General features: G+C 38.6%; 20 protein-coding genes. 9 read left to right on the forward strand and 11 right to left on the reverse strand.

The window, feature by feature from the left end:
- Nucleotides 1-60: 60 nt before the first annotated feature.
- The 3 genes from EHQ49_RS07805 to EHQ49_RS07815 form a co-directional block, all read right to left on the reverse strand.
- Nucleotides 61-2,094, reverse strand: coding sequence for a S8 family serine peptidase (locus tag EHQ49_RS07805; protein ID WP_135578102.1), 2,034 nt, complete (start codon nucleotides 2,092-2,094; stop codon nucleotides 61-63).
- 20 nt (nucleotides 2,095-2,114) lie between these two features.
- Nucleotides 2,115-3,626, reverse strand: a complete 1,512-nt coding sequence (locus tag EHQ49_RS07810; RefSeq protein ID WP_135578104.1) for a choice-of-anchor D domain-containing protein — start codon at nucleotides 3,624-3,626, stop codon at nucleotides 2,115-2,117.
- Nucleotides 3,627-3,830: 204 nt separating this feature from the next.
- Entirely contained in the window at nucleotides 3,831-4,481 is a 651-nt protein-coding gene (locus EHQ49_RS07815; RefSeq protein ID WP_135578106.1) for a hypothetical protein, read from the reverse strand.
- A gap of 13 nt (nucleotides 4,482-4,494) precedes the next feature.
- Here EHQ49_RS07815 and EHQ49_RS07820 point away from each other — a divergent pair, with 13 nt between their 5' ends.
- Nucleotides 4,495-5,232, forward strand: coding sequence for a lysoplasmalogenase family protein (locus tag EHQ49_RS07820; protein ID WP_244241400.1), 738 nt, complete (start codon nucleotides 4,495-4,497; stop codon nucleotides 5,230-5,232).
- A 16-nt stretch (nucleotides 5,233-5,248) separates the two neighbouring features.
- On the opposite strand, the gene EHQ49_RS07825 is transcribed toward EHQ49_RS07820, so the two are convergent.
- The gene (locus EHQ49_RS07825) at nucleotides 5,249-6,112 is read right to left on the reverse strand and encodes a methylated-DNA--[protein]-cysteine S-methyltransferase (RefSeq protein WP_208732185.1); all 864 of its coding nucleotides are present in this window, start codon (nucleotides 6,110-6,112) and stop codon (nucleotides 5,249-5,251) included.
- Nucleotides 6,113-6,233: 121 nt separating this feature from the next.
- Here EHQ49_RS07825 and hrpB point away from each other — a divergent pair, with 121 nt between their 5' ends.
- The gene (hrpB, locus tag EHQ49_RS07830; RefSeq protein WP_135578112.1) at nucleotides 6,234-8,699 is read left to right on the forward strand and encodes an ATP-dependent helicase HrpB; all 2,466 of its coding nucleotides are present in this window, start codon (nucleotides 6,234-6,236) and stop codon (nucleotides 8,697-8,699) included.
- On the opposite strand, the gene EHQ49_RS07835 is transcribed toward hrpB, so the two are convergent.
- Entirely contained in the window at nucleotides 8,681-9,160 is a 480-nt protein-coding gene (locus EHQ49_RS07835; protein WP_135578114.1) for a hypothetical protein, read from the reverse strand. The two genes, hrpB and EHQ49_RS07835, sit on opposite strands and share 19 nt — an antisense overlap.
- A gap of 83 nt (nucleotides 9,161-9,243) precedes the next feature.
- Between EHQ49_RS07835 and EHQ49_RS07840 the strand changes: the two genes are divergently transcribed.
- The 5 genes from EHQ49_RS07840 to EHQ49_RS07860 all read left to right on the forward strand — a co-directional run bounded on the left by EHQ49_RS07840 (nucleotide 9,244) and on the right by EHQ49_RS07860 (nucleotide 14,803).
- Nucleotides 9,244-11,127: a polysaccharide biosynthesis protein gene (locus EHQ49_RS07840; protein ID WP_208732186.1), complete on the forward strand. Its 1,884-nt coding sequence runs from the start codon at nucleotides 9,244-9,246 to the stop codon at nucleotides 11,125-11,127.
- Nucleotides 11,124-11,582, forward strand: coding sequence for a ClpXP protease specificity-enhancing factor SspB (locus tag EHQ49_RS07845; RefSeq protein WP_135578118.1), 459 nt, complete (start codon nucleotides 11,124-11,126; stop codon nucleotides 11,580-11,582). Before EHQ49_RS07840 ends, EHQ49_RS07845 begins: the two co-directional genes overlap by 4 nt.
- A complete protein-coding gene (locus EHQ49_RS07850; RefSeq protein ID WP_135578120.1) occupies nucleotides 11,579-13,198 on the forward strand; it encodes an NCS2 family permease in 1,620 nt (539 codons plus the stop codon). Before EHQ49_RS07845 ends, EHQ49_RS07850 begins: the two co-directional genes overlap by 4 nt.
- An 84-nt stretch (nucleotides 13,199-13,282) precedes the next feature.
- On the forward strand, nucleotides 13,283-14,173 hold the full coding sequence (htpX, locus tag EHQ49_RS07855) for a protease HtpX (RefSeq protein ID WP_135578122.1): 891 nt from the start codon (nucleotides 13,283-13,285) through the stop codon (nucleotides 14,171-14,173).
- 96 nt (nucleotides 14,174-14,269) lie between these two features.
- On the forward strand, nucleotides 14,270-14,803 hold the full coding sequence (locus EHQ49_RS07860) for an adenine phosphoribosyltransferase (RefSeq protein ID WP_135578124.1): 534 nt from the start codon (nucleotides 14,270-14,272) through the stop codon (nucleotides 14,801-14,803).
- Nucleotides 14,804-14,842: 39 nt separating this feature from the next.
- Here the strand turns inward: EHQ49_RS07860 and EHQ49_RS07865 are convergent, their stop codons facing one another.
- A complete protein-coding gene (locus tag EHQ49_RS07865) occupies nucleotides 14,843-15,880 on the reverse strand; it encodes an ATP-binding protein (protein ID WP_135578126.1) in 1,038 nt (345 codons plus the stop codon).
- 31 nt (nucleotides 15,881-15,911) lie between these two features.
- Between EHQ49_RS07865 and EHQ49_RS07870 the strand changes: the two genes are divergently transcribed.
- A complete protein-coding gene (locus tag EHQ49_RS07870) occupies nucleotides 15,912-17,459 on the forward strand; it encodes a S1C family serine protease (protein WP_135578128.1) in 1,548 nt (515 codons plus the stop codon).
- 4 nt (nucleotides 17,460-17,463) lie between these two features.
- The gene (locus tag EHQ49_RS07875; protein WP_135578130.1) at nucleotides 17,464-18,939 is read left to right on the forward strand and encodes a PDZ domain-containing protein; all 1,476 of its coding nucleotides are present in this window, start codon (nucleotides 17,464-17,466) and stop codon (nucleotides 18,937-18,939) included.
- Here the strand turns inward: EHQ49_RS07875 and EHQ49_RS07880 are convergent.
- From EHQ49_RS07880 to EHQ49_RS07900, 5 genes are read right to left on the reverse strand one after another with little or no spacing between them, the layout of a single operon-like run.
- Nucleotides 18,936-20,150 (reverse strand): AZOBR_p60025 family cell surface glycopolymer formation protein, encoded by a 1,215-nt coding sequence (locus EHQ49_RS07880; protein WP_135578132.1) that lies wholly within the window; start codon nucleotides 20,148-20,150, stop codon nucleotides 18,936-18,938. The genes EHQ49_RS07875 and EHQ49_RS07880 overlap by 4 nt on opposite strands.
- 15 nt (nucleotides 20,151-20,165) lie before the next feature.
- Entirely contained in the window at nucleotides 20,166-21,734 is a 1,569-nt protein-coding gene (locus tag EHQ49_RS07885) for a hypothetical protein (protein WP_244241401.1), read from the reverse strand.
- The gene (locus EHQ49_RS07890; protein ID WP_135578134.1) at nucleotides 21,707-22,429 is read right to left on the reverse strand and encodes a glycosyltransferase; all 723 of its coding nucleotides are present in this window, start codon (nucleotides 22,427-22,429) and stop codon (nucleotides 21,707-21,709) included. The genes EHQ49_RS07885 and EHQ49_RS07890 overlap by 28 nt, the downstream gene beginning before the upstream one ends.
- 1 nt (nucleotide 22,430) lies before the next feature.
- Nucleotides 22,431-23,471 carry an NAD-dependent epimerase/dehydratase family protein gene (locus EHQ49_RS07895; protein WP_100792235.1) on the reverse strand — a complete coding sequence of 347 codons (1,041 nt, stop codon included), beginning with the start codon at nucleotides 23,469-23,471 and terminating at the stop codon, nucleotides 22,431-22,433.
- Entirely contained in the window at nucleotides 23,461-24,936 is a 1,476-nt protein-coding gene (locus EHQ49_RS07900) for a nucleotidyltransferase family protein (RefSeq protein ID WP_135578136.1), read from the reverse strand. The genes EHQ49_RS07895 and EHQ49_RS07900 overlap by 11 nt, the downstream gene beginning before the upstream one ends.
- Nucleotides 24,937-24,955: the final 19 nt, after the last annotated feature.

A 24,955-nucleotide genomic window follows, 5' to 3' on the forward strand; every position in this document is an offset into this window, starting at 1 on the left:
TTTTCCTTCATCCCTTGTGCACAAGATACAAAAGGGATGAGAAGACCAATTAGTAAAATCTTATTGAAGTGTAGCTGTAACACCAGTTACCTGATTTAGATGTTTTGCTGATGCGTTTGCATTGATGGACTTACCATATTGTGTGTTGGCAGAAAGTGATGCCGTAGCAGTTCCACCAGCAATGAGTTTTTGAATGACTTCTGTGTAAGTCAACAATGGGTTATAGGAACGAATTAGTGCTGCAACTCCTGCTGCATTCGGTGTTGCCATTGATGTTCCATTATAAAGTCCGTAAGAAGTGTTCGAGGCTACCCAAGCACTCAAACGAAAATCTCCAACCATGGCTCCCCCATTTTGAGTAGAACCATCTGATTTGAACCGATAACCAACGGTGCAACTAGTTCCAGCGGTGTTCATACAATTTGTAAGTATTGATTCCTCTGATCCAACAAAAGAATACACACCAAGACGGCACATTTTAGTCACATAAAGGCTTCGATTGTAATCAGCCATTGTAATTAAGGATCCAGTGGTAAATGGGCTACCCGATCCATTTAAATAGTAAGCTTCAGTAAAGTCGTAACAATTATTTGAGATGTTCTCACCATCAGAGACAATTGTATGGAATACAGATACTTTTGTTGAATTACTTGGAATGGTAAATGTTTTATAAACCTTTCTATCAATATTTGCCGCAACTGAAGTAGGAGTTGGGTATGGAGCTGTAAAGTTCCAATCAATCACGGAACAATCATTAGGTATTCCAAGCCCTTTGAGTGTAGCAGTTCCTACCGTACAACTTTGATAAGCCCAAGTAACCAGACCACCGGATCCTTCTGTTGTCCATCCTGTATAGTTAGAAGTTCCTTCGTTAAATACAGTTTCGCTTCCAAATATACTGTGAATGTTTGTACCAGGTGCACCAAAGTCGACAGTACGACTAGCAGCAGTTGTTGTTGTGTCATAGTTAGAGAAACTAGCTCTTGCATAATTTTGATCTAATGCTGCTATACAAATCTGGTTTGCATTGTTATTTTTACATGGGTATGAATTCCCAGTTTTTAAATCTGTATTTTCATTCCCAGCTGCAACCACCACCAAAACATCATTTGTTTTAGCGTATTCAACAGCATCGTAAATCAACTGGCTATATGCCGTTCCACCCAAACTCATGTTAATGACTTTGGCACCGTTACGAACGGCAAAATAAATTCCATCAGACACAGAAGCATTACTACCTCCGCCGACTCCAAGTACTCGAACCGACATGATTTTTGCTGTTTGGCAAACTCCAGAAATCCCTTTGTTATTGTTCCCGACGGCACCGATAGTTCCAGCTACGTGGCTTCCGTGCCCTTCTTCGTCCTTAGGATTATTATCTCCAGAAGCAAAGTCCCAACCGTGATAAGGACAACCACCACCAATAGCAGCTCCGTTTTTATCAACACAACCTGCCGAACCGTCCCACATATTTGCCGTTAGGTCTTCATGACTGTAGTTAACTCCAGTATCTAGAACAGCCACAATGATAGAACTACAGCTAGTAGTCACATCCCAAGCACCTAATACATTCATATCATTCCCCGCTGTTCCAGGGTTGTTGGTTGTATAAGATGGTGATGAAATAGTTTGTGCAGTATTACTAAGACCCCAAAGTTTACTAAAATCAGTATCGTTAGGTGCTGCCGCTTGTGCGTAATAATAGTATTTCGGTTCTGCGTATTCAACACCAGGATCTTGTTTGGCACGTGTCAATGCTTCCTGAACTGTCTCTGTGTTTGCGATCTTAACCGTTGTAAAATGAGCTCTTTTGCTCACATTCTCTACGTTAAATCCTAGAGATCTTGAACGAGTAAACAATTCATCGTTTGAAATCTCCGATTTGAATTTAATTACGATTTCGTCAGGGGCAAACTCAGGTTTGTTTGTACGACCTGATTTTGACTCTGCATTAGATAAACTATTTTGAAATTGGAACGAACCAGAAAATAAATGATTCTGAATAGGATCCGAAACTAAGACAGTAGATCCTAGTACAGTCAATAAACTTAGAATTTTAAGTTTTGAAATGTGTTGTTGTATCGTTGTTTTCATATGTTTTACAATTCCTTAAATTAGGTTGAAGGTACAGTGGCTGAAGTTTGTGTCGATGGTGTCCCACCGGCCGTATTATATTTCCCAAACGCATAAACCTTAATGTACCAGGTCCCATATGTATTTACAGTAATGGTTTTGGAAGTTGGTGTGTTTCCACCTGTATTTGCCACTGTATCACAAAAGATGGTAGTTCCGTTAACACTGGCAGGATCAAATCCAGTAGTTTTACTATAACAAACTTTATACCCACCATCTGTATCGTTAGCTGCCTTTTCTTTCACTGCCGTCCAGGAAACTAGAATATCAGCTCCCGTTTTTCCTGTTCCTTCTACATTGATATCAGCTGAGGAAGCAGTGCCATTGTTTCCGTTAGTGCTTGTAACTCGAACAACTGCCGCCTTTGCACCAGTTGTTGTTGGAGCAAAAGTAACCGTAAAGGTAGTGCTTTGTCCTGGAGTGAGTGTGGAGGATCCCGCAGCGCTCGTTGTAAACTGATCTGTATGCCCACTATTTTCGTTCACCGCAAGACCAGTGAGAGTTGCCGTTCCGCTATTTGTGATAGTTACCGTTTTGGTCGTTGAAGTAGTTCCTGGCCAAAACGCGCCGTAAGAAGGAAGTGTTCCACCAGAAGTATAGGAAGTTGAATTATGCGATATGCCAATGGTTGGCACTGGTTTGACCGTTGCCGTTCCATTCACCGTAAAGATATAGTTGGATGGGGTCGCATTCACTGTAATGGTTGCTGATTTTGCCCCAGAAGTGGCTGGAGAAAAAGTAACATTAAAAGTAAAACTACCGTCTTGTGCTAAGGAAGATCCGTTCGCAGCAGTCACAGCAGAGACAGCGAATTGGGCATTGGAACTTTCTACTACAGGTGTTCCGAGTGTAGAAGAAAGACTTCCTGAGTTACGAACTGTAAATTGAACGGCGGATCCAGAAGATTGTTCCTCCACACTTCCCATGTTAAAACTTCCGTTGTGGGCAATTTCTGTTGCTGATTGGGAAATGGCCAATTGAGCCGCTGCCGCTCCACCCGTTCCTGTAAATGTTAATTGAAACGCGGAAAGAGCTGGATCAGAAGTCGATAAACGAACGTTTGCTGTTTTGAGTCCTGTGGTCGTCGGTTTGAATCGTAAAGTAAAAGTAACGGATGCATTTGGTGCCAATGTGCTTTGTGATGGTTGTGTTAGTTGGAAATGAGCACTATCTGTTCCCGTTAGAGTTACAATGGGGGATCCTGGAAGTGTAAGGGAAGCAGTCCCCGTATTTTGAATCGTTAAGGAGGCAAGTTTTCCATTGGTTGTGTTGATTGGCTCTGTACCCAAACCAATTAAAGCACCACTTTCTCGGACAACGCCGGAGTAGGTAATTTGTAATTTAGGGGCGGAAGTATCAGTCCCCCCACCTCCACCACCACCAAGAAGTGCAATCAGGCCGAGACCAGCGCCACCCCCACCACCGCCAGGGCAACCAATCGTAAGTAAAGAGGTTAATACTAAGAATATTAGAAGATTCAGTTTTTGATTCATAGGTAAACAGCGCATAATTTTTTACCTATCGTTATCTTGGTTCGATTTTTTTCAATCGTACCTTCTGTTCTCTACTTGGAGAAAACCGTTAAATCTGTTTTTTACACATTTTTAGAACGTTGAATCTGTTTTATTTGAAATTTTTTTTAACTGTTAGGTCCAAGAGTTGGAAAATTTACCTTTCCCCTAAGTTTTGTTTTATGGTCAGTCCTCTTCTGGAGGGCTTATCACTCCTTTTTTAGGGATTTCCTTACGGTGACGAATGTCATCTTCGCACTCCAAATGCCTGTAAGACGAGAGAGATGGGATGGTTTTGTCCGTAAATTCGCTATGATCTAGATCGTATTCCCAGTATTTGGTGAGGTTCCCCTGCCAATCATAAGGAATTGTTTTATGAAAAACAAACTCACGTTCTGTTGTCCATTTTATATGTTGAATCTCTAATATTAAATTCCCTATAAAAAAATTGGGTATGGGAAAGAAATACAAACAACCAACAATTAATTCCTCATCCGTGTAATTCCTTTGGGAAGAGAAAGGTAAAAAGAAAGGTTCTTTCGACTTTGCAAGAGGAAGCGGATAAATTCGAAATGATTGTTGAGCCGCATTTGAATGGGTTTCAAACGTAAGAAAAACGGGGACTTCTTCCAAGTTTCCGACAGTTCTATCTTTTCCACGAACCAATCGTAAAACCAAATAACTTTCTTTATCAGAGGGGGAAGTGGGTATTATCTTTGGATCTTCCGTCTTGAGTGTTCGAAAACCCATACAATGTATATAGAAATGAAAGAAGATAAGGAGGATACAGTTAGATCGTTTGATCAAACTTCCTGATTGCCTTTTCTTTAGAACCATGTTAGAATCAAGTATGGTATATTACTTAATTCTAACAACCATTCCTGTAGCCATTGTTTCGGCATTTTTCATTCATTGGTTCACCTTACAAGGAGAGTCAAACCCACTCAAACGCCTGGAACATTCCCGAGGGATTTATTTGGGATTTTCCTTTCAAATTCTACTGTTTGCTTGGTTATTATTCCAATTGGGACATGCTAGGTTTGCCTATCCTCTCTATGCTATCGGTTTTTCTTTTTTAGGAGACTGGTTCAATCTTCAATTTCCTATTGCGAAAAAACAAATGGAAGATCCAGTTCTTGGGGGAATATATAGTTTTGCCATTGCTCAAATTTTCTTTTTGTTATCTTTTTGGAAATTGACCACTTGGAATGAATTGTATACGGGAGTATTACCATATGCGATTACTGGTGTTTTGTTGGTTCTCCCGGCTCTAATTTTCTATTTTCGAGTATACAACCCAAAAAGATCTAAATGGGTGATGGGATCCGCTTTTGTTTATGGGCTAGTTCTTTGTTTTTTTGTTTCTTTATGTATCAACGCCTATTTAGCATTTGGTGGAGTTTGGGTTTATTTAGCCATTGGGGCTGGGTTCTTTCTGCTTTCTGACGCAGTAATGGGAGAAACAACCATCAATGGAACAAGGCATCCTAAATGGGAATTCCAAGTTCCATGGGTTACTTATCTCATTGCACAAAGTTTTTTACTCGTAGGTTTCTTTCTGGTATCTCATACAAGGCATTTAGTTTAGATTTCCATCAAAGATTCTAATGTATTTTTTCTAACAAATCATTGTTTGGTGATGAAAGTTTCGACTGTTCCCAAGCAATGATCATCCGTTTTCGATTAGGATCCCACCTGTAACCACCAAACAAACCTGATGTTTGAATCACACGATGACAAGGAATGAGATAAGCAATGGGATTTTTACCAATGGCAGTACCTACTGCTCTTTGGGCAGATGTTTGTCCTATTGCATTTGCAATATCCCCATAAGTGCAAACACTTCCCATGGGGATTTTTAATAGTGAGTTCCATACCTTGAGTTGGAATTCTGTTCCATACACATACAAAGGAATCGGAGTTTTAGGAAGAATCCATTTTTGGAAGTAGTCTTTGATCTTTTGGTGTAAATGCGACTCCCCTTCTTTCCATAAGGCATTGGGAAATTCGTTTTTTATATCAAGGATTCCTTTTTCAAGAGAATCGATAAATTGAAGGGATTGTATCCCCCGATCAGAAGATACAAGTAAGATGTCCCCAAATGAAGAAGGAAATACTTCGTATTGTAAAACCAAACCCTCTCCACCTCGTTTGTATTCCCCGGGTGTCATTGCTTCCATTTTTATAAATAAATCATGCAAACGACCAGTTCCAGAAAGACCAAGGGAATATGTAGTATCCAAAAGAGTTGATTCTTTTAACAAACGTTTGGCGTGTGATACGGTAACAAATTGCAAAAACTCTTTTGGAGAGACCCCTGCCCAGACTCGGAAAACCTTTTGGAAATGGAAGGGACTAAGAGAGACCCGTTCTGCCAAAACATCCAAGTTTGGTTGATCCTCGAAGTGCTCCAATACGTATTCGATGGAGTCTTTTATGATTTCGTAGTGTTTGTGATTTTCATCCACAAAGATGATCCTAACGGATTTTCTTTCCGCTGAAAACCCGATTCTTGCGATTTCTGAAAATAAAATACAATTTGTTTGATTTTTTTGAATCCAATCTTAACCTCTTCTATAAGAATTAAAAGTGTTCCCTCCTTTGTATCCATTCCCAGTCCTAACCGCCTTACAATCCATTGTTGATTCCATCCAAACCAATCCAGTCACGATTTTGGATGCACCTCCTGGAACTGGAAAAACTACAGCTCTCCCCACAGAACTTCTAAAAGCAGGTGTTTCTTCTGGGAAAAAAATCTGCATCTTAGAGCCTAGGCGAATTGCTGCAAAAAATGCTGCTAAACGAATCAGTCAATCTCTGAACGAAGATGTAGGAACTACGGTAGGATACCGAGTCCGTTTCGATACCAAAGCCAACAAAGATACAAAGATTGAGTTTGTAACTGATGGGATTTTAACAAAAATTTTACTCACAGACCCGGAACTAAAAGACTATGGTTTGATTATCTTTGATGAATTCCATGAAAGGCGACTCGATTCTGATTTTTGTTTTGCATTAACACGTCGCACCCAAGAAGTCTTTCGAAATGATTTGAAGTTGCTCGTCATGTCCGCTACTTTAGAAGGACAAAATTTTGAATCCATAGGAATTCATTCGAAACCAATTCGAGTTAAAGCAGAAACACATCCCTTAGAAATTTTCCATATGGGGGATTCCAATAAAAATGTAAATTTTAGGTTACTGGACCTAATTCCAAAGGCCGTAGAACAAACAGAAGGTGATATACTAGTTTTTTTGTCTGGGAAAAAAGAAATCCACGACCTAAAAAACGGATTGGAACCCATACCACAAATCAAATCGAATGCGGTGGTGATGAGCCTTTATGGTGATATGAATTTAACAGATCAGGAACGAATTTTTTCACCAAATCCACAAGGTAAAAAAAAGATCATCCTTTCCACAAACATTGCAGAGTCATCCGTAACAATACCCGGAGTCCGCGTTGTTTTTGATACAGGTTTTCACAAACATGCAGTGTTCGATTCGGAATCGGGAGTTTCTCATCTAATCAAAGATCGTATCAGTTTGAGTAGTGCTAAACAAAGGGCTGGCCGAGCTGCCAGAGAAGGCAAAGGTTTTGTGTATCGCCTTTGGTCTTTGGAGGAAGAAAAATCTTTTTTGGATCGTACGAAACCAGAAATTTTAGAAGGGGACATTGATCGTTTGGTTTTGGAAGTAAAATCTTGGGGTGAGGAAATTCAACAATTACCTTTTTTAGACCCACCAAACAAAGGCTCTGTGGCAAAAAGTGTTCATCGTTTACAACTCCTAGGTTGTTTGGATTCACAATCCAATCTTACGGAACTCGGAAAAGAATGTTTAAGGTATCCCCTTCCCATTCGATTGGGAAAAATTTTATCCGTTTTACCAAAAGAAAAAGAAAGTGTAGTTGCAGACATTGTTTCGTTAGTGGGAAAAGAAAATTTTGGAACAGAAGCAAAATCGTTTCCGAAAGAAAATCCCCCAGAAAGTTTTCCCTATGAATTGAAGGCAGTATTTGATCAAATTTTGCGTATTTACAGGGAAAAATCGAATCTTTCATTGGTTTTGCCTGGGAAGGACAGACTGTTTTATTTAGCTTCTGGATTCCCTGATCGGATAGCCAAAACCAAAATTCTAAATGGAAAAGAGTTTAAACTTTCGAATGGAAAACAAGGAATCCTAAATACAACATCCATTCAAATTCCAGAATACATTCTTGTTTTAGATACATTTTCTTTTGGTCAGGATCTATTGATCACAAGTTTTCTTCCTATTGAGGAAAGTGAAATTGAAAAATTTTTTTTAGATCTCATTCACACAAAAGTGGTATCCGAAACAAGAACCAACCAACGCGGAGAATCGTTCCTCGTTGTAAAAGAAGAAAGAAATTTGGGGGAACTTGTTTTGAATTCTAAAGAAACAAAATCACCTGATCCAACCATACTCAGTTTGGCACTGACTGAATATATCACCAAGGCTGCCTTAGAAGAAGAATGGGAAAAAGATTTGGAGTTAAAAAACTTCTATAACCGAGTCCGATTTTTAGAAAATCATGCGGTTTTGGATATTAAAACTGACTTTCCTCATTTGAAAGAAACCTGCAAAGAATGGTTATTCCCTTTTATTAATTTTGACTCAGGAAAACTTTCTTTAGACAAACTCCCTTATTTAGAGGCATTTAAAGCCTATGTAGGGTACGACAAATTGAATTTAATCGATTCCTTTGCACCCTCCTCAATTCAAGTTCCTTCTGGTTCGCAGATCCAATTGAATTATGATGGAATAGAGCCGGAATTACATGTCAAATTACAAGAGTTATTTGGCCTAAAATCTCTACCAAAACTGGCAAACGGAAAGGTGAGTATCCTCATCCACCTGCTCTCTCCTGCTCGCAGACCCGTACAAATCACTAAAGATTTAGAAAGTTTTTGGAATCAAGGTTATCATGAAGTAAAAAAAGAATTAAAAGGAAGGTATCCGAGGCATCCTTGGCCCGATAAACCTTGGGAAGCTACACCCACAAAACATTTAAATCAAACCAAACGTTCGTAAGTGGATACCCAGCCTTTTTTATTCACAAAAAATTTGATCTGACAACTAGGACATAAATAATCACCTGCTTGTCTCCATCTAAGCAGTGTTTGGCATTCAGGGCAATGAACAGTTTTTTCTTCTGTTTTGGGAGCGAGTTCGTTTGCAGGAGTATCACTGACGATTTGTGATTCTAAATAATGAATACAATCCGATTCAGTTGTGTATAAAGACAATCCTTGTTTATGTTCTTCCGGTATGGAAATTTGAAGCCCAAATCCTGCTACTTTCGAACCTGTTTCTTTACAACGCTCCGTGATCTTTCTGATAAATTCCCACCCTACTTCTGTCACCTCTTCTACTTGTGAAAAATCAAGACAAAAAAGTGAGGGGGAAAGAGTTTCCTCCTTCAATTTCAGATAGAGTTCGGAGCCAATTTCCGCGGAAAATGTTCCCGCTAGGCGGAAAAGAAGTGATTTCAAACAGGTTTTTCCTCTTTTCTATTCTTCGGAAAAGATTCTGTATTTACAAGGAATTTTGTTCCTAATACCTTTATTTATCAGATATGAAATCGATACCGAGACGGTACTGGGTTTTTCCAGTCGACATACTCTTTATGTTTTTGTCGTATTTTCTCGCACACCTTGTGCGTTTTGAGAACATACGGTTTTTAGATAGTTATCCAGACTTTTGGGTCTGTGCCACAATCGTTGTAGTCTCTCGAAGTTTGGTATTTCTCTTTTCTGGAATCTACAGATCCCTTTGGTCTTACGCTTCCTTACACGATTTACTCTCTATCATAAAAGCGACGGTTCTTTCTTCGCTTGTTTCCACTCTGGCACTACTTTTTTACAATCGATTCTACCAACTGTCTCGAATGGTACCGATTCTTGATACACTCATTCTACTCGGATTTTTATGTTTACGAAGTTTGAGTTGGAGGATGTTACGAGAACAAATTTTCCATTCCGACAAATCTAAGGGAGGAACTCCCGTTTTACTTGTAGGAGCTGGGAAACTCGGCAGTTCTTTCTTAACAGAGATTAGACGCAATATGGATTTGGATTACCAACCGATTGGATTTTTGGATGACAACCTCTCTAAAAAAGGTGGTTACATTCAAGGGATTCCAATTCTCGGATCGACAGATGAAATTGGCAAAATTTTAGTTCGGTATGGTGTCAAAAAAGTCATTATGACTGTCCCCCAACCAGATGGACGGGTGGTCAGTAAACTTATGAAAGAATGTGAAAGTGCGGGAGCTGACTTTAAAATTTTACCTACTTTTGGTGAATACTTATCAGGGAAACCGAATATCACACAACTTCGTGAGGTACAAGTAGAAGACCTTTTGGGAAGGCCTACTGTAGATTTAGAAATTGAATCCATCCGTTCTTACTTAGAAAAAAAGGTAATCCTTGTTACTGGGGCTGGTGGTTCTATCGGTTCCGAAATTTGTCGCCAAGTGGCACTTTTTAAACCAAGTGTCCTTGTCATTCTAGATGCCGCAGAAACTCCGTTATACGAAATTGATTACGAACTTCGAAAAAATTTTGCAGATTTGAATATCGATATTCGTCCTGTCATTGCCGATGTAAAAAATTTATCGCGGATATCTGCTGTATTTGAAGAACACCGCCCTTCCGTAGTTTTCCATTCTGCTGCTTACAAACATGTTCCAATGATGGAGATCAACCCGTCGGAAGCCGTCTTAAACAATGTGATGGGCACAAAGAATGTAGCAGATGTTTGTCGACTGATAGGTGTGGATCGTTTTGTTTTGATATCCACTGACAAAGCAGTCAATCCAGTCAATGTGATGGGTGCATCAAAAAGGGCTGCTGAAATTTATTTACAACATATCTCACAAAACTCTAGAACAAAGTTCATCACCGTCAGGTTCGGGAATGTTTTAGGTTCCAATGGAAGTGTGATCCCTAGGTTTCGAGAACAAATCAAACGAGGGGGACCGGTTACAGTTACCCATCCTGAAGTCATTCGTTATTTTATGACCATACCGGAGGCCACACAACTGGTGTTACAGGCAGGGAGTATGGGAGAACATGGAGAAATTTTCCTTTTGGATATGGGAGAACCTGTAAAAATTCTTTCCCTTGCCGAAGAGATGATTCGTCTTTCTGGATACACTCCTCACAAAGATATACACATTGAATTTTCTGGTCTTCGCCCAGGAGAAAAGTTATATGAAGAACTTCTTTTAAACCAAGAAGGGATTAAAAAAACACACCATCCAAAGATTCGCATTGCAGCACCTTTGGAAAACTATAACCTACTACTTTTTCAAAATAAATTGAATCGGTTGTTTTCGCTTGCTAAAGCAAACAAAAATAGAGAGGTCTTCGGAGCCTTCAAAGATATCATTCCCGAATATAAAGTCCACGACGAATACATCGAGTGGGAAACATCACATGGTAAAAGGAATTTATGAGCGAAAAACTCACCCAGGAAGAAATCACCACATTACGTGAGTTTAAAAGAGACTTATTTAATCTCTATTGGGAACGGTTTGGAGTATTTTATATCCATGTAATGCCACATCCAAAACTGGAAATCGGTAAACGTGGGTTACTGAATGCAGAAAAAGAATCTGGCATTGTACTTGTGTTTGGTGACAAAGCTGTAAAAGTTTTAGACAGTAAACCAGATTACCTATTTGCAGAATTACAATTTGGTTCCGCTTGGGAACCTACTATGATTCCTTGGGATGCTGTATTTAGAATTTACGATAAGTTTCAAAACTCTGCTACTCAACTTCGGTTTCTCCAAGTAGAAGCAGGTCCTAACGCAGAAGAAAGTCCTCCTAAACCAAAGGTCACGAAACCAGAAGTCACTGGAGATGGGAATGTAATTCGTGTGGATTTTGGAGGGAAACGGAACGAATGAATTTTTTTACAATCACGAGAGGTGATCTCGACGGTTTTTTCGGTCTCATGGTAGACAACCTCATCCAACTCCTAGTTTTATCAGCTCTTTGTATTGGTGTTTGTGGTTTTCCACTCCTCTTTGTTACTTCTGTTGTCCTTCCGGGTGCTGCGGTTTCCTTACTGGTTGGAAATGTATTTTATGCATGGCAGGCCTGGAAACTCGGGCAACGAACTCACCGAACAGATGTTACTGCGATCCCCTATGGAATCAATACAGTTTCTCTCTTTGCCTTTGTCTTTTTTGTTATGTTCCCCACCTACCAAGCCACAGGTGACTATGTAGCTGCATGGAAAGCAGGTCTCCTTGTGTCCTTTGTTTCCGGATGTATCGAAGTGATCGGCTCTTTTGTTGCTGCAAAAATCCGAAAGTATACTCCTCGAGCCGCCCTTCTCTCTGCTTTGGCAGGAATTGCCATCACCTTCATTTCGATGGATTTTTTACTTCGTACTTTTGAAAGACCCATTGTCGCCTTTATTCCGCTAGGTGTCATTTTATTACAATATTTCGGTAAAGTTCGTTTCCCTTTTGGAATTCCTGGGGGACTACTTTCGGTTATGTTTGGAATTTTATTGTCCTATTTGTCTTCGTTTTGGGGAGATCCTATCTACAAACCAGGAGCCATAGAAAACGGATTACAAACTCTTGGGATTTATTTTCCCAAAATTTCCATCAGTCCTCTAATTGATACACTTAACTATGCGAATATCAAAGCCTACTTTTCTATCATCCTTCCCATGGGTGTTTTTAATGTCATAGGTTCCTTACAAAATATTGAATCCGCAGAAGCATCGGGAGATAGTTTTGATACAAAAACTTCTCTTCTTGTCAACGGACTCGGTACTCTTGCGGGAACTGCATTTGGTTCACCTTTTCCTACAACCATTTATATTGGACACCCTGGATGGAAGGCACTCGGGGCTAAACATAGTTATTCGGTGCTTTCTGGAATTTTTATGACCATAGTCAGTTTGTTTGGACTGATGGGTCTCATCCAAGCCTTGATTCCTGTCGAAGCGGGGATGGCCATTGTTCTTTGGATCGGAATTGTGATCACAAGCCAGGCCTTCCAAGCCATACCGAAACACCACTCTCCCGCCGTTGTGGTTGGTCTTCTACCTGCCTTTGCAGGTTGGGCAGTGCTTATCATTCAAAACGTATTTATCTTTTTAGATGGGAAACTACAATCCACCTTACAAGAGCTAGGTGTAAAGCAAACGATCCACTTCTCTTTATCTGATATTCCTCCACATTTAAACTTTCTCCCCTATGCTTTGGGTGGTGTCATCGCTTTGTCACAAGGTTTTCTCATCACATCAATGGTTTGGTCTGCGATGGTAGTTTTTATTTTAGAAAGAGAATGGACAAAAGCTTCCCTTTGGGCAGTGATTGCAGGGATTCTTTCAATAGTGGGTTGGATTCATGCATATGAATTACAAGGGAACGCCATTCTGAACCGATTTACAGAACTTGCAAGTTGGGACTTTCCCATTGCCTACTTTTCGTTGGCGACTTTATTTTTATTGATACAGCTTCTCAATAATCCAAAAGGAAATCCGGACAAATTCGGGCATTAATTTGCTTGTAATCTAGGACTCAAACAAGTACAGTTTGAGTCTAACAAACAGGTTCCACGTGAACCTTAAGGAGAACAATTTCCTATGACTTGGATCAAACGAATCGGTTTTTTCCTGTTAACCAATATTTTGATTATGACTACCATCTCTATCGTAACCACTCTACTTGGTTCGATGGGATTTAGCATCCGTGCCTATGGTTTGGATCTAACACAGCTCATTGTATTCTGTTTAATGTGGGGTATGGCGGGGTCTTTCATTTCGCTTTTACTTTCTAAAATGATGGCGAAGTGGTCGATGGGCGTAAAAGTCATCGATCCTAAAAATGCTTCTGCGCCTGAGATGGATGTCTATCGCCGAGTACAATCTTTGGCACAACGAGCACATCTTCCTATGCCTGAAGTAGGAATTTACGAATCCCCTGAAGTGAATGCATTTGCGACAGGTCCAAGTAAATCTAGCTCTTTAGTGGCAGTTTCTACGGGATTACTCAATCGTATGAACGCACAAGAGTTAGAAGGTGTACTTGCACATGAATTGTCACACGTTGCCAATGGAGACATGGTGACACTCACTCTGATTCAAGGTGTTGTGAACTCGTTTGCTATGTTTATCTCTCGTATCATTGCTTATATTGCTTCCAACGCAGTGAAAGAAGAAATGGCACATATCGTAAGGATTGCAGTGACCATACTTCTAGACATTGTGTTCTCGATTCTTGGTTCTATGGCAGTGGCTTATTTCTCACGCCAAAGAGAGTTTCGTGCGGACGCCGGTGGTGCGAAACTTGCGGGAAGAGAATCAATGATTTCTGCTTTGGAATCACTACGCAAAATGGTAGATATGCCAGAAGATCCGAGAGGAGAGGCTCTTGCTTCCTTTAAGATCTCTTCTAATAAAGGTGGATTCCTTTCCTTGTTTGCAACCCACCCTGCTTTAGAAGAAAGAATTTTAGCCCTCAAACAAATGAGATAAAATCTTCTCACAAAAGACTAACAAAGTAGAAAGGTCGGCTAAATAGTCGGCCTTTTTTTATTGCAAAGCCTTAGTCTTCCTTGGTTTCATCCTATTATGTCCATTGTTAAATCTAAGATCCGCACCATTCCCGATTACCCGAAACCAGGGATTCTTTTTCGCGATATTACTTCCCTTCTCATCGACCCAGAAGGATTCCAACTCACCATTGGAATGTTTGTAGAACGATACCAAAATGCTAAATTAAATAAAATTGCTGCTATTGATGCCCGAGGTTTTATCCCTGGTGCTGCTTTGGCTTTCCAGTTGGGTGTAGGATTTGTTCCCATCCGAAAGAAAGGTAAACTACCGGGAACCACTATCTCCGAGTCTTATGCTTTGGAATACGGTGTGGATCATGTGGAAATTCATACAGATGCCATCAGTCCCGGCGAACGTGTTTTAATTATGGACGACTTGATTGCCACCGGGGGTACTTTGGAGGCTTCAATCAAATTGGTTCAAAACCTTAAAGGTGTGGTTCATGAATGTTCTACCATCATCAACTTACCAGATTTAGGTGGAGCAAAACGAATTAAAGATACTTACGGAATTGATGTATTTTCTATTTGCGAATTTGAAGGACATTAAAATAGAAATTTAATTTCTGCTAAAAACAAAGAGTTCTCTTTAGGTTATAGATTTCCAATCAGAACTCTTTGTTTTATCCACACGGATACTTACCTCGTTTCCAAGAAAATTCCATCGAACCACAAACAATTTTTTTAAAATGTGAATCCCACGTCCGCTTGTGACTAACTTTCTATCTGATTCGATAGGGCTTGGAATGAGCCTGGGATTAAAACCTTTTCCACTATCAATTACGTATACGTCGATGTATTTACGTGATTCGAATACATGAACTGTAATGATGTCCTCTTCTCTTTTCCCACCATGTTCTAGTGCATTGTCCAGAGTTTCATCCACAAGGATCTGAAACCAAAAACTATCCATAACCGTTCGCCAATTCCTTTTCTCATACAATCCCCAAAGGTTTTCTTTGATGAGTCTTGAATTAGATCTTGTTGCTGGGATTTGGTCTTCGAATATTTTTGTCGATCTTTCAAATAAAAAAGAAAACGGATGAGTTAAGTAGTCTTCTGTGAAAGAATAATGGAACAAAAAGATAACAAAACAAGAAAGAAATAACAAATTCACAAAAAGGAAAAAATGTAAAAAATATTTTGTTGTTAAGGGTATGAGCTCGGGGAAAAAACAAAGACTTATAAAAAGGATACAAGTAAGTAAGGTAGCTAAATAAATATATTCCATAAACTTTTGAATCGCAGGAAAGTTATACCTGAGTTTGGCGATGATCAAATAAGCAAATGCAAAAAACGTAATCGAGTAATAAGCGTTATAATAATATTTCAATAAAATCAAACTAGTCCCAGGATATATTTCGTTTAGGATTCCCAAGTCTACAAATAACAACATGATCCCCATTCCGAGTACAAAGGAACAAATGACAACAAGGCGTGGAAAATTGCGAAAGAAAGTTGGAAATTGTAATCCAAAGTATAATAGAACAAATGATAAAAAGATCAAATAGGTGGAGAGTGTATGGGGATGGTTAAGAATGTTTTTTTCTAAGAACAAACTATTAGCAAAGATTGTCAAATCTCCGATAAAGAAAAAAGCCGCTAAGACAGAAAAACTTGTTTTCATTCTTGTCCGCGGATTCTTTCTAAATGAAACAATGCCGGCAATCAATGAAAAACAGGCGGTAACTCCAAATATGATGGATTCAAACAAACTCATGCAAAAACAAAAAAAAATTCTCCTCTCCCCATCTCTCTTTGCGAGTACTATTTTATTTTTTACGAGTTTATTCCTAAGTCCACTTTATCCTGAAGAAAACAGACAATCCATCGACGAAATCAAGAAATCTGTAGTCCAAATCCGAGTGTTTTCACAAGCCAAAGACCCCTTCTCTCCCTGGATTTCCTCTGGGATTTCTGCCTCCACTGGCTCTGGGTTTTTAATCTCTCGAAACCGCATCCTCACCAATGCTCACGTAGTCTCCAACGCCAAATTTATGGAGGCACAAAGGAACAACCAAACCGAATGGTATGAATTGAAAGTTCTATTTATTGCTCATGATTGTGACTTGGCTCTTCTCGAAGTTGCGGATCCAGAATTTTATACCGATAGTAATTACTTAGAATTAGGGAACTTACCAGAGCTTGCAAGCCCTGTGGATATTATTGGCTATCCGATTGGCGGTAGCAAAATATCCGTTAGCCGAGGAATTGTTTCTAGGATTGAACAGTCAACCTATGCTCATTCTCAAATCGATAGTCATTTGGTGGTTCAAGTGGATGCAGCCATCAATCCTGGAAACTCGGGTGGGCCTGCACTACAAAATGGGAAAGTAGTTGGTGTTGCCTTCCAAGCTTCCACCAAAGGAGAAAACATTGGTTATATCATTCCCACAGGAGTGATCCAACATTTTCTAAAAGATATTGAAGATGGAATTTATCATGGTTACGTCGAATTAGGAATTCAAACACAACCTTCCTATTCAGATTCCCATAGGCAATTTTATGGAATTCCTAATTTGGAGGAAGGTGTCTTTGTTACAAAGGTTTTGAAATCAGGTTCTGCTGATGGACATTTAAAACCAGGAGACTACTTAACAGCAATTGATGGGCGTAAAATTGGGAGAAATGGGAATCTACTTGAAACAAATTCGATCGACTTTCTGGAACTTGTGGACAACAAGTTTGCGGGTGAAGAGATCCGATTTGATCTGATTCGGGATAAGAAAAAAATTAGTATAAAATTCCCAGCGAAAAAAATGCCACAGATGGACCACCAAAGGTCAAGGTATGGCGTAGATTACGATTATCTCGTGTTTGGTGGTCTTGTGTTTCAAACAGTCAATCGAGACCTTCTCGAAGCATGGAGTAAAAACGGACAAACACAAGGTGGAAGTTTACTCGTTTACCGATTTTATGATGCTACAACTCTTTCTGACGGACAGTCAGAAGATGTAGTTTTGTACCGGAAATTACCTCATCCGATCAACTCTAATTCTGATTTTTATTTGAATATGGTCGTGGAATCTTTGAATGGAATAAAGATCAAAAATCTAAACCATTTGAAGGAGACTGTTCGGTCTTCCACAGAAAAAACCATCCGAATCCAATTTTATGGAATTCAATTACCTATGATTTTGGACCGAGAAGAATCAGAACGGGCTGACCTGGAAATAAAAAAATCTTACCACCTAACAGGAAACTAATTTAATGTTATTCTTAAATAGAAATTCTATAATCTTTTTTATTTTCTTAATATCTTTGACAGGACAATTAATTGGAAAATCGATTCCGGTGGCAATGACGGATGCATCTATTCTCCAAGTCAAAGTAACCGTTCAGTATCCCCATTTTCTCCAACCTTGGAGGTTTAAAAATCCTGAGGTTCGTCATTCCACCGGAATCTATATTGGCGAAAATCAAATTTTAATCCCAGCCCAAGCAGTTTATTTTTATACAAGTATTGAAATCAAAAAACCCGATTCGCTGAAAGTATATACAGCCGAATTAGAACGATTAGATCCGGACTTAGGACTCGCCATTTTAAAATTGAATGATCCGAATGTTTCTAAAGACCTAAAGGCAGTTGTTTTTCCAAACGAATTATTTTTACCGGGTACTGGCCTCGTAATGGAAAGTAAAGACCAACGGACCTTGGAAGAAAAGAAAATTCGAATGTTAAGGTTAGATATAGATTCGTATTCTAGTGGTTATGTGGAACTTCCCTTTATAGAAATCCAATCCGAAGAAAAACTAGATGGTGTGGGCGAACTCATCGTGGATGCTACTGCGAGAATCCCCCAAGGTATTTTATACCAATTCAAAGAAAATAATACGGGAAGAGTAATCCCTTCATTTTCTATCAAACATTTCATTGAAGGAAAACCATTTCCGTTTAAAGGATTTCGATTTAAACCTTTAACGGATACGGCAACCAGAAACCACTACGGATTACGAAAGGATGATTTAGGTGTACTTGTAGCAGAAATTTATCCAGGATCTTCTGCGGATGGGGTTTTACAATTAGAGGATGTATTACTTGAAGTTTCTAATTGTAAAATAGATCCTAAAGGTTACTTTGATCATCCAAAATTTGGGAAACTAAATGTATCTTATTTATTTCATAATACCAACGATGCAGACTCTCAATTCGGAAAAAAAATAAAACTAAAAGTATTTAGAAATAAAAAACCAATATCCCTTGAATTAGATTTAAAACCACTCCCAGAGTCTGCTATTCGAATTCCACATGGGAACTCCAGGTTTCAAACTCCCAAATATTTAATGTTAGCAGGTATTATTTTCCAAGAACTTTCGGAACAATATTTAACAGAACATGGGAACCAGTGGCGGAATCGAGTAAATAAAGAACTACTTTACTTAAACGATTTTTACCGTATCAAAAGAAATACAAACGAAGGAAAAGTAGTATTTTTGTCCCAAGTATTACCACTGTCAGGAAATAAAGCTTACCACACAGCTCACCAAATGATTCTAAAAACTGTAAATGGAACTCCCATCCAATCTCTCACACAATTACAAAATTTTGTACGCGATTCAGATTCAACTTACATTCGTTTTGTGATGTCTGATGGATTCGAACTTATTTTTAAAAAACCAGAGATCCAAACACTCAATGCAGAAGCAAAACAAAGTTTTCAGATTCCAAAGGATTCTAATTTTTAAAATCCTATTTGGTAACCCAATTGTTTAGAAATGAGTAAAACTTTTACGAGAAATAAAACAAGAATGAATAAAGTGAATAGTATATATTCTTGTTTGCGAATCGTTTTATCTTCATTCATCAACAATAATAATACCGGAATCGAAAGCGTAAACATACGAGAGACATTTTCATAAACTGACCAAAAATGGTAATATCCAGCCGTGCCCACCATAAACATAACTAACAAAAATGAAATTCGAAATTCCCAACCTTTGCGAACTTGACCCGTAAAAGGCAAAAACAATCCCAGAAAAAATAAAATAAGAAGTGGAAACCTTGAAAATAGCCGAGCCAAGTCTTTCCAATTAGTACCACTGGCAACTTGTCTCCAAATAGATTCCATATAGGAAATAAGTCCCTCAAATGGCAGAATAAAATCGGTAAGCCGACCCGGTCTCCAATTCGGGAAACGGTATGCCAAATACAAATGCCAACAAACAGGAATGATCAGTACAGAACCAACTACAAAAATCCGTTTCCAATCTTTTCGGAAAAGAGCGGCAAGACCTAAGGGAAATAACAAAAACAAAGCAGGTTCTTTAGTTAAAATGGCCAAACTTGAAAGCAAAATAAAAGGGAAATAATTTTCTTTTACATAATAATAGTAAGCTATAACAAGGATCGATACCATTACTGTATCACTTACGAGTACATAATAACTTCCCAAAGCAAAAGGACTTAGAAGATATAAAATGGCAAAAGGTTTTGTATCTTCATTCAAAAGCCGACGTAAATAGAAATAAGAAATGATTGTTAAAACAATATTCCAAAAGTACATCCCAAATATTGCTGCAGATTTACCCAAAAATCCAAACAAAGCAATTAACAAAGGATAGCCGATTCGCGGTGCCCGGTAGGATTCATCAAAACCTTTTGGCCAATTGAGATTAAATTCAGAAAGTGGTCTTGAGAAATAATAGAAGATTTGGCCATCATAACCCGCACCTAAATCTCCCTTTTCTCCTTTGAATAAAACTGCTTTTTCCGGTGTTTCTGTTTGGTTTTGTAAAGCAAATTCATAACCAAAGTTCACCATAGAACTCGGATTCCATTCATACTTTTTCCAATACCCTAAAGCGGAAATTCCCCAGATGAGAAAAAAAGACAACACAGTAAGCCACTGTTTCGAATTAAAAAACAAAAATATTGGTAATAGACGTTTGAATACCATCGGTTTTGACTCCAACTAAGGATTTGAATTTGAAATTTTAGACTCTACTGACTGAGAAAAAACAGAGTTATAATAATTGGCACCTTCGTATGTTAGATGATGCGGATCAAAAAAGTAACGAACATCACTTACTGCGTCCGTATGATCAATCAATGTTTGACCTCGAGTTTCCAAATGAGATTTTAATTTGGAAATCCAATCCTGTCTCCACTTTGAATTTTTATAAAAGGCAAATTCAATTGGATTTTCAGGGCTTAAAACCAATACAAAAGGAACTTTGTGTTCGTAAAAATAATCAGAGATTCTGAGGATTCGATCAAATTCGGGCCACGGGGAGAAGGATATAGTGTTTACATTTTTTTTGGCTTCCCGAACAAAATGTAACCGCCAAAGTTCATTTCTAGTTCCTGCATCACGGATCATACGTTCAAAGTAGTCTTCTTTAAAGTCCGCAGTTGTCATTGTTACTAAACGTGTATCATCCCAATAACTACCGCGAGAGTAGGAACGATTTTCAAACTTTGAGTTTTTACAAAAAAAATGCGATAACCGAACACCGACAGATTCATCTCGCCCATACCGAATGAGGTTCACCTCTTTTGCAGAAGGTAATTCAGATAGAACTTGGATTTGTACCACGGACCAGTCCATTGAATTTTGAACTAACGATCCCCAATCCAGATCATTCCAACCGGAATGATCAAAGGTTTTTTCTATTTCCTGAATCGACATTTGATTGGAAAAAAAGTTTTTATCTTTAAAAAAACGAAACTTTAATTTTGTTTTTGGCTTTTGAATGAAGATGGACTCTTTTGATTTTTTTTCCGAACAAGTTAAAGTTGCAGTCTCTTTAGTCCATCCTTTAGACCAAATCCCTTCTATTGGTTTTTCCCCTTGGTAGAGATGATATTTTCTACCACTACGAAAGTGATTGTCTATATAAACTTCTATTGGATCCCAGAAGAAAACACGAAATCGACTTACATAAAATAATGATTTGGTGGCAAGTTTAGAGATGGTTTTTCTTGGTAACTCTATCCAATGATCATTTAAGTATGCTTTAGGATAAATTGTTTTTGCAGGATATCTTTCCCCAAATTCTTTTACCCATTTTTCCTCATCAAAATGGAATTTCCCGTCCATCGGCGTCTGGTATTCCCACTGTAAATCCGCAAAATTGTGTATATACACCACTAAATTAGGATGGGAAATTAAAAGATTTTCTTTATAATAATCCAGATCCGTTGGCGCCATGGCCACATGTGAAAAAAAAGAATATTTAGTTTTGGGATTTACTTTTTGGTTCAAAAGGTCTGGTAATACCGAATACAAAGCAACAGAACTTCCGGCAATGATGGTTCGATGTTTGTCTTCTGAAGACTGCAATTCTTTTGTTTTGTGAATGAAATTATACCATGGAGAAGAATCCCATTCTGTTTCATTTGGGAACAAAAAATATAGGTCGAAAAAAAACAATCGATCCAAAAAGAAAACCCCACCAAACAAACTGCAGGTGATGATAAAAACCTTCCATTTCAGTCCGAAACGGGATTTGTTTAGGGGTATTGTGGGATCAGTTTCCATTTTCGTAACAAAAGTTTCTTAGCAAATTGGATTGCCAGTTTTAATACCTTTCGGTTAAAACTACTATTCGAAAAGATATAACGAATTGATAATTCTTTAATAGAACCACCATTGTTTGATACAATCGATAACGCTTCCATATGAAAGTCAAAGGCAACGGATTCCAAAGGATATGTTGCAATTTTTTCAAACATAGGTTTCGAATATCGTCTGTATCCGCTAGTGCAGTCTCGTAAACCAGCTCCCAAAAGATTCAAAATTCCCTTGGAAAGGCAGTAGTTCATTACTTTGGCAGCAAGCCAAGAAATAAACCTACGATAAATAGGAACGTTAACAGTAGAAGTTCTAGAGCCAATGACCAAATCACACTCAGGAAAGGATTGGAACTCTTTCAGATAACTAGCGTCATGTGACAGGCCGGCATCCATAGTGATGACCCAGTCGTATCCTTTTTCCACGGCATATTTCATTCCATCCTGAATGCCTTTTGGAATATGAGTATTTTTTTCATGTCGAATGACGTGAAGGCGTTTTCCAAATTCTTTCTGTAGTTTGGCCAAGATAGTTGGTGTAGAATCCTTACTGGCATCATCCGTTACTGAAACATCTGCATAGACAATGGCACCCCGCACCACCTCTTCGATGGTTTCAGCTTCATTGTATGCGGGGATGATGACCAAAGTTTTATTTGCCATACTACTTTCCAGAGATATTGAATACGTCTTTGTTTGCTTCAATCCATTTTAGGAGTCGAGTGACACCTTCTTTTGGCAAAATTTTTGGATTGAATCCGAATTTTTTTGCTTCTTTGATGTCGCAAATAAAATAACGCATGTCACCTGGTCTTTCGACCTCAAAAAGGATTTCTTGTTTTTTACCGAGAATTTCGCCAATCAGATGAATACATTCCAAAAGTGAAATTTTATGAGGACTTGCTCCACCAATATTGTACACACCAGGAATTGGGTTTTTAAAAAACTCTAAATAAGACTTAGCGCCATCTTCTGCATGTAAGATATCTCTTGTTTGTTTTCCTGTTCCAAAAATTCGAAGTGGAAGCCCAAACACCGAACGGATTGCAAAATTTGCGACCCAACCATGATCTTCACCACCAAACTGGCGCTCGCCGTAAATTCCAGTGAATCGAAAACTAGCAGCTTTCACTCCATACATATCTGTATATGATCTTACATAGTGTTCCGCACTCATTTTAGATGCGTGGAGAGGAGAAATTTGACCCACCATTGTTGGTTGTTCCACCGAAATTTCCACAGGATTTCTTTCGTAAGAAGTTTTACCTTCCGTCAAACTATCATTAATGGAGTTTCCGTATACGTGGATGGAAGATGTATTCACAACAGGGATTTTGTGTTTTCTCGCCGCTTCCATCACATTAAAAGTTCCAATTACGTTTGTTGAAAAATCTAATTCAGGGTCTTCCCAGGAAATTGTCATAGCAGGTTGAGCTGCAGTGTGAATGATATAATCACAATCCGCCGAACGGTCCATTAAATGTTCTAAATTTCGAATGTCACCTTTAACCATAGTGACACCAATTGATTTTAAATAATTCCAGTTATAATCTCGAGTGGCATCACTACCATAACCAGTTCGTTTTAATTCATATTTGGTCATGTTGTCAAAACTAACTACATCCCAACCTTCTTTACGAAATAATTCACAAACATGGGATCCTAAAAATCCACATCCGCCTGTTACCAATACTTTATTCGCCATCGCGATCTTCTCCTAGGTAAAACTTTTTAGATAAAATCAATTTCACTATGTGAATTACATCCGAAATCATATCTCGCAATCGGTATTCCACCTGTCCTACAGGTTTGAAGTAAGAAACAGGAATTTCAATACAACGCATATGAGATCTAACAATGTCGATCATCAGTTCGACAATGAACTTACGATCCTGAGTATATAACTGTGGTTTGACTCGCTCGTAAGACTCACGCCAAACAGAAAAAAATTGACAATCCACATCAGTAAATCGTGGTTCTTGTCCCCACCAAAATACTTCGACCAATTTTCCCATCAGTAAGTTCACTAAACGATAAAGAGGTTTGAGATTGGAACCTTGTTCGATCATCTGTCTTGTGGTGCGAGTACCAATCACCATATCAGAGTCTTTCATATACTCTAGTAATTTAGGGAAATCTTTGGAACGAAAAGATCCGTCAGGAGAAACAACAACAATGATATCGCCGGTTGTGTATTCAATTCCCCTTCTCACTTGTTCCCCAAGTCTTGTAGGATCCCCATCACCAGGGAAGGTATAAGTTTTAACTTTTTCCTTTTTACTGAGTGCCAAAGTTTCGTCTGTTGATTCGTTATCGATAACTATAATTTCATTAAATTTATCTTTGAAATCAACAATCACATCAGTGATGGATCTTTCGTTATTGTTTGTTGGTATGACTAAACTTGTTTTAAATTTATGAAATAAATCATTTCTTACTTCATACACTGCATGATAATAATCTTGCATCGAGTTGATATTGAAATATTCGCAACTAAGGGTTGTTGCATATACCCCACCTTTTGATTCTTTGGCCATCTTATCGATAACATCTGTGATCTCCACAACACCAGACTTAGTCGAAGTTGGAGTTTTTTTGAAAAACTCAAAGTAATCAGGGGTAAAAAAATAGCTACCCAACCCTAGAAGTTCATTGGGAGGGTTTTCAGGTTTTTCAACCAAATTTAGTATTTTATCATTCTCTAATACAACAGAATAGTTCTTTCGAATTCTTGAAAGTAAAGATGTTTTTACAATCCCAATCGATGCTGCCATATTGGGATGTTTTTTTAAAACTTTTAGAAAATGATCGTGGTCTGTGCGGTAATAAAACTCATCCCCGAGAATGGTGAGAAATGGTTCGTGGATGGTTCTTTCGAGACTGGCTACGTCCGAAGCCAATCCTTTTTGAGTCCAATCGACAGGTTCGATCACTACTTTCGGCAATGCCAAACGAATGTGGTCAATTTCCGAGATGATTTGTTCTTTGAGATGGCCTACCAAAACATAGATCTTTTCAATTCCAAAGGTTTTTACCATCAGTTCCACATTACGGTGGAGGATGGACTTTCCTTCGATGACGAAGAGAGGTTTTGGAATGAAACTGGTTCGGGGATATGCTCGGGTTCCTTTTCCGGCAGCTGCAATGACCCCAATTCTAATCTTTTTCAATGTAAAAGGAAAGTCCCTG

Origin of the sequence: Leptospira perdikensis, from assembly GCF_004769575.1 — a bacterium.
GTDB classification, from domain to species: domain Bacteria; phylum Spirochaetota; class Leptospiria; order Leptospirales; family Leptospiraceae; genus Leptospira_A; species Leptospira_A perdikensis.

Excerpts from the sequence above, each read along its gene's own strand:
- htpX (WP_135578122.1), top strand. The coding sequence starts at position 13,283 with ATGACTTGGATCAAACGAATCGGTTTTTTCCTGTTAACCAATATTTTG.
- EHQ49_RS07870 (WP_135578128.1), top strand. The coding sequence starts at position 15,912 with ATGCCGGCAATCAATGAAAAACAGGCGGTAACTCCAAATATGATGGAT.
- EHQ49_RS07865 (WP_135578126.1), bottom strand. The coding sequence starts at position 15,880 with ATGAAAACAAGTTTTTCTGTCTTAGCGGCTTTTTTCTTTATCGGAGAT.
- EHQ49_RS07840 (WP_208732186.1), top strand. The coding sequence starts at position 9,244 with ATGAAATCGATACCGAGACGGTACTGGGTTTTTCCAGTCGACATACTC.
- EHQ49_RS07850 (WP_135578120.1), top strand. The coding sequence starts at position 11,579 with ATGAATTTTTTTACAATCACGAGAGGTGATCTCGACGGTTTTTTCGGT.
- EHQ49_RS07880 (WP_135578132.1), bottom strand. The coding sequence starts at position 20,150 with ATGGTATTCAAACGTCTATTACCAATATTTTTGTTTTTTAATTCGAAA.
- EHQ49_RS07885 (WP_244241401.1), bottom strand. The coding sequence starts at position 21,734 with ATGGAAACTGATCCCACAATACCCCTAAACAAATCCCGTTTCGGACTG.
- EHQ49_RS07890 (WP_135578134.1), bottom strand. The coding sequence starts at position 22,429 with ATGGCAAATAAAACTTTGGTCATCATCCCCGCATACAATGAAGCTGAA.
- EHQ49_RS07815 (WP_135578106.1), bottom strand. The coding sequence starts at position 4,481 with ATGGTTCTAAAGAAAAGGCAATCAGGAAGTTTGATCAAACGATCTAAC.
- EHQ49_RS07820 (WP_244241400.1), top strand. The coding sequence starts at position 4,495 with ATGGTATATTACTTAATTCTAACAACCATTCCTGTAGCCATTGTTTCG.
- EHQ49_RS07810 (WP_135578104.1), bottom strand. The coding sequence starts at position 3,626 with ATGAATCAAAAACTGAATCTTCTAATATTCTTAGTATTAACCTCTTTA.
- EHQ49_RS07895 (WP_100792235.1), bottom strand. The coding sequence starts at position 23,471 with ATGGCGAATAAAGTATTGGTAACAGGCGGATGTGGATTTTTAGGATCC.
- EHQ49_RS07875 (WP_135578130.1), top strand. The coding sequence starts at position 17,464 with ATGTTATTCTTAAATAGAAATTCTATAATCTTTTTTATTTTCTTAATA.
- EHQ49_RS07845 (WP_135578118.1), top strand. The coding sequence starts at position 11,124 with ATGAGCGAAAAACTCACCCAGGAAGAAATCACCACATTACGTGAGTTT.
- EHQ49_RS07805 (WP_135578102.1), bottom strand. The coding sequence starts at position 2,094 with ATGAAAACAACGATACAACAACACATTTCAAAACTTAAAATTCTAAGT.
- EHQ49_RS07860 (WP_135578124.1), top strand. The coding sequence starts at position 14,270 with ATGTCCATTGTTAAATCTAAGATCCGCACCATTCCCGATTACCCGAAA.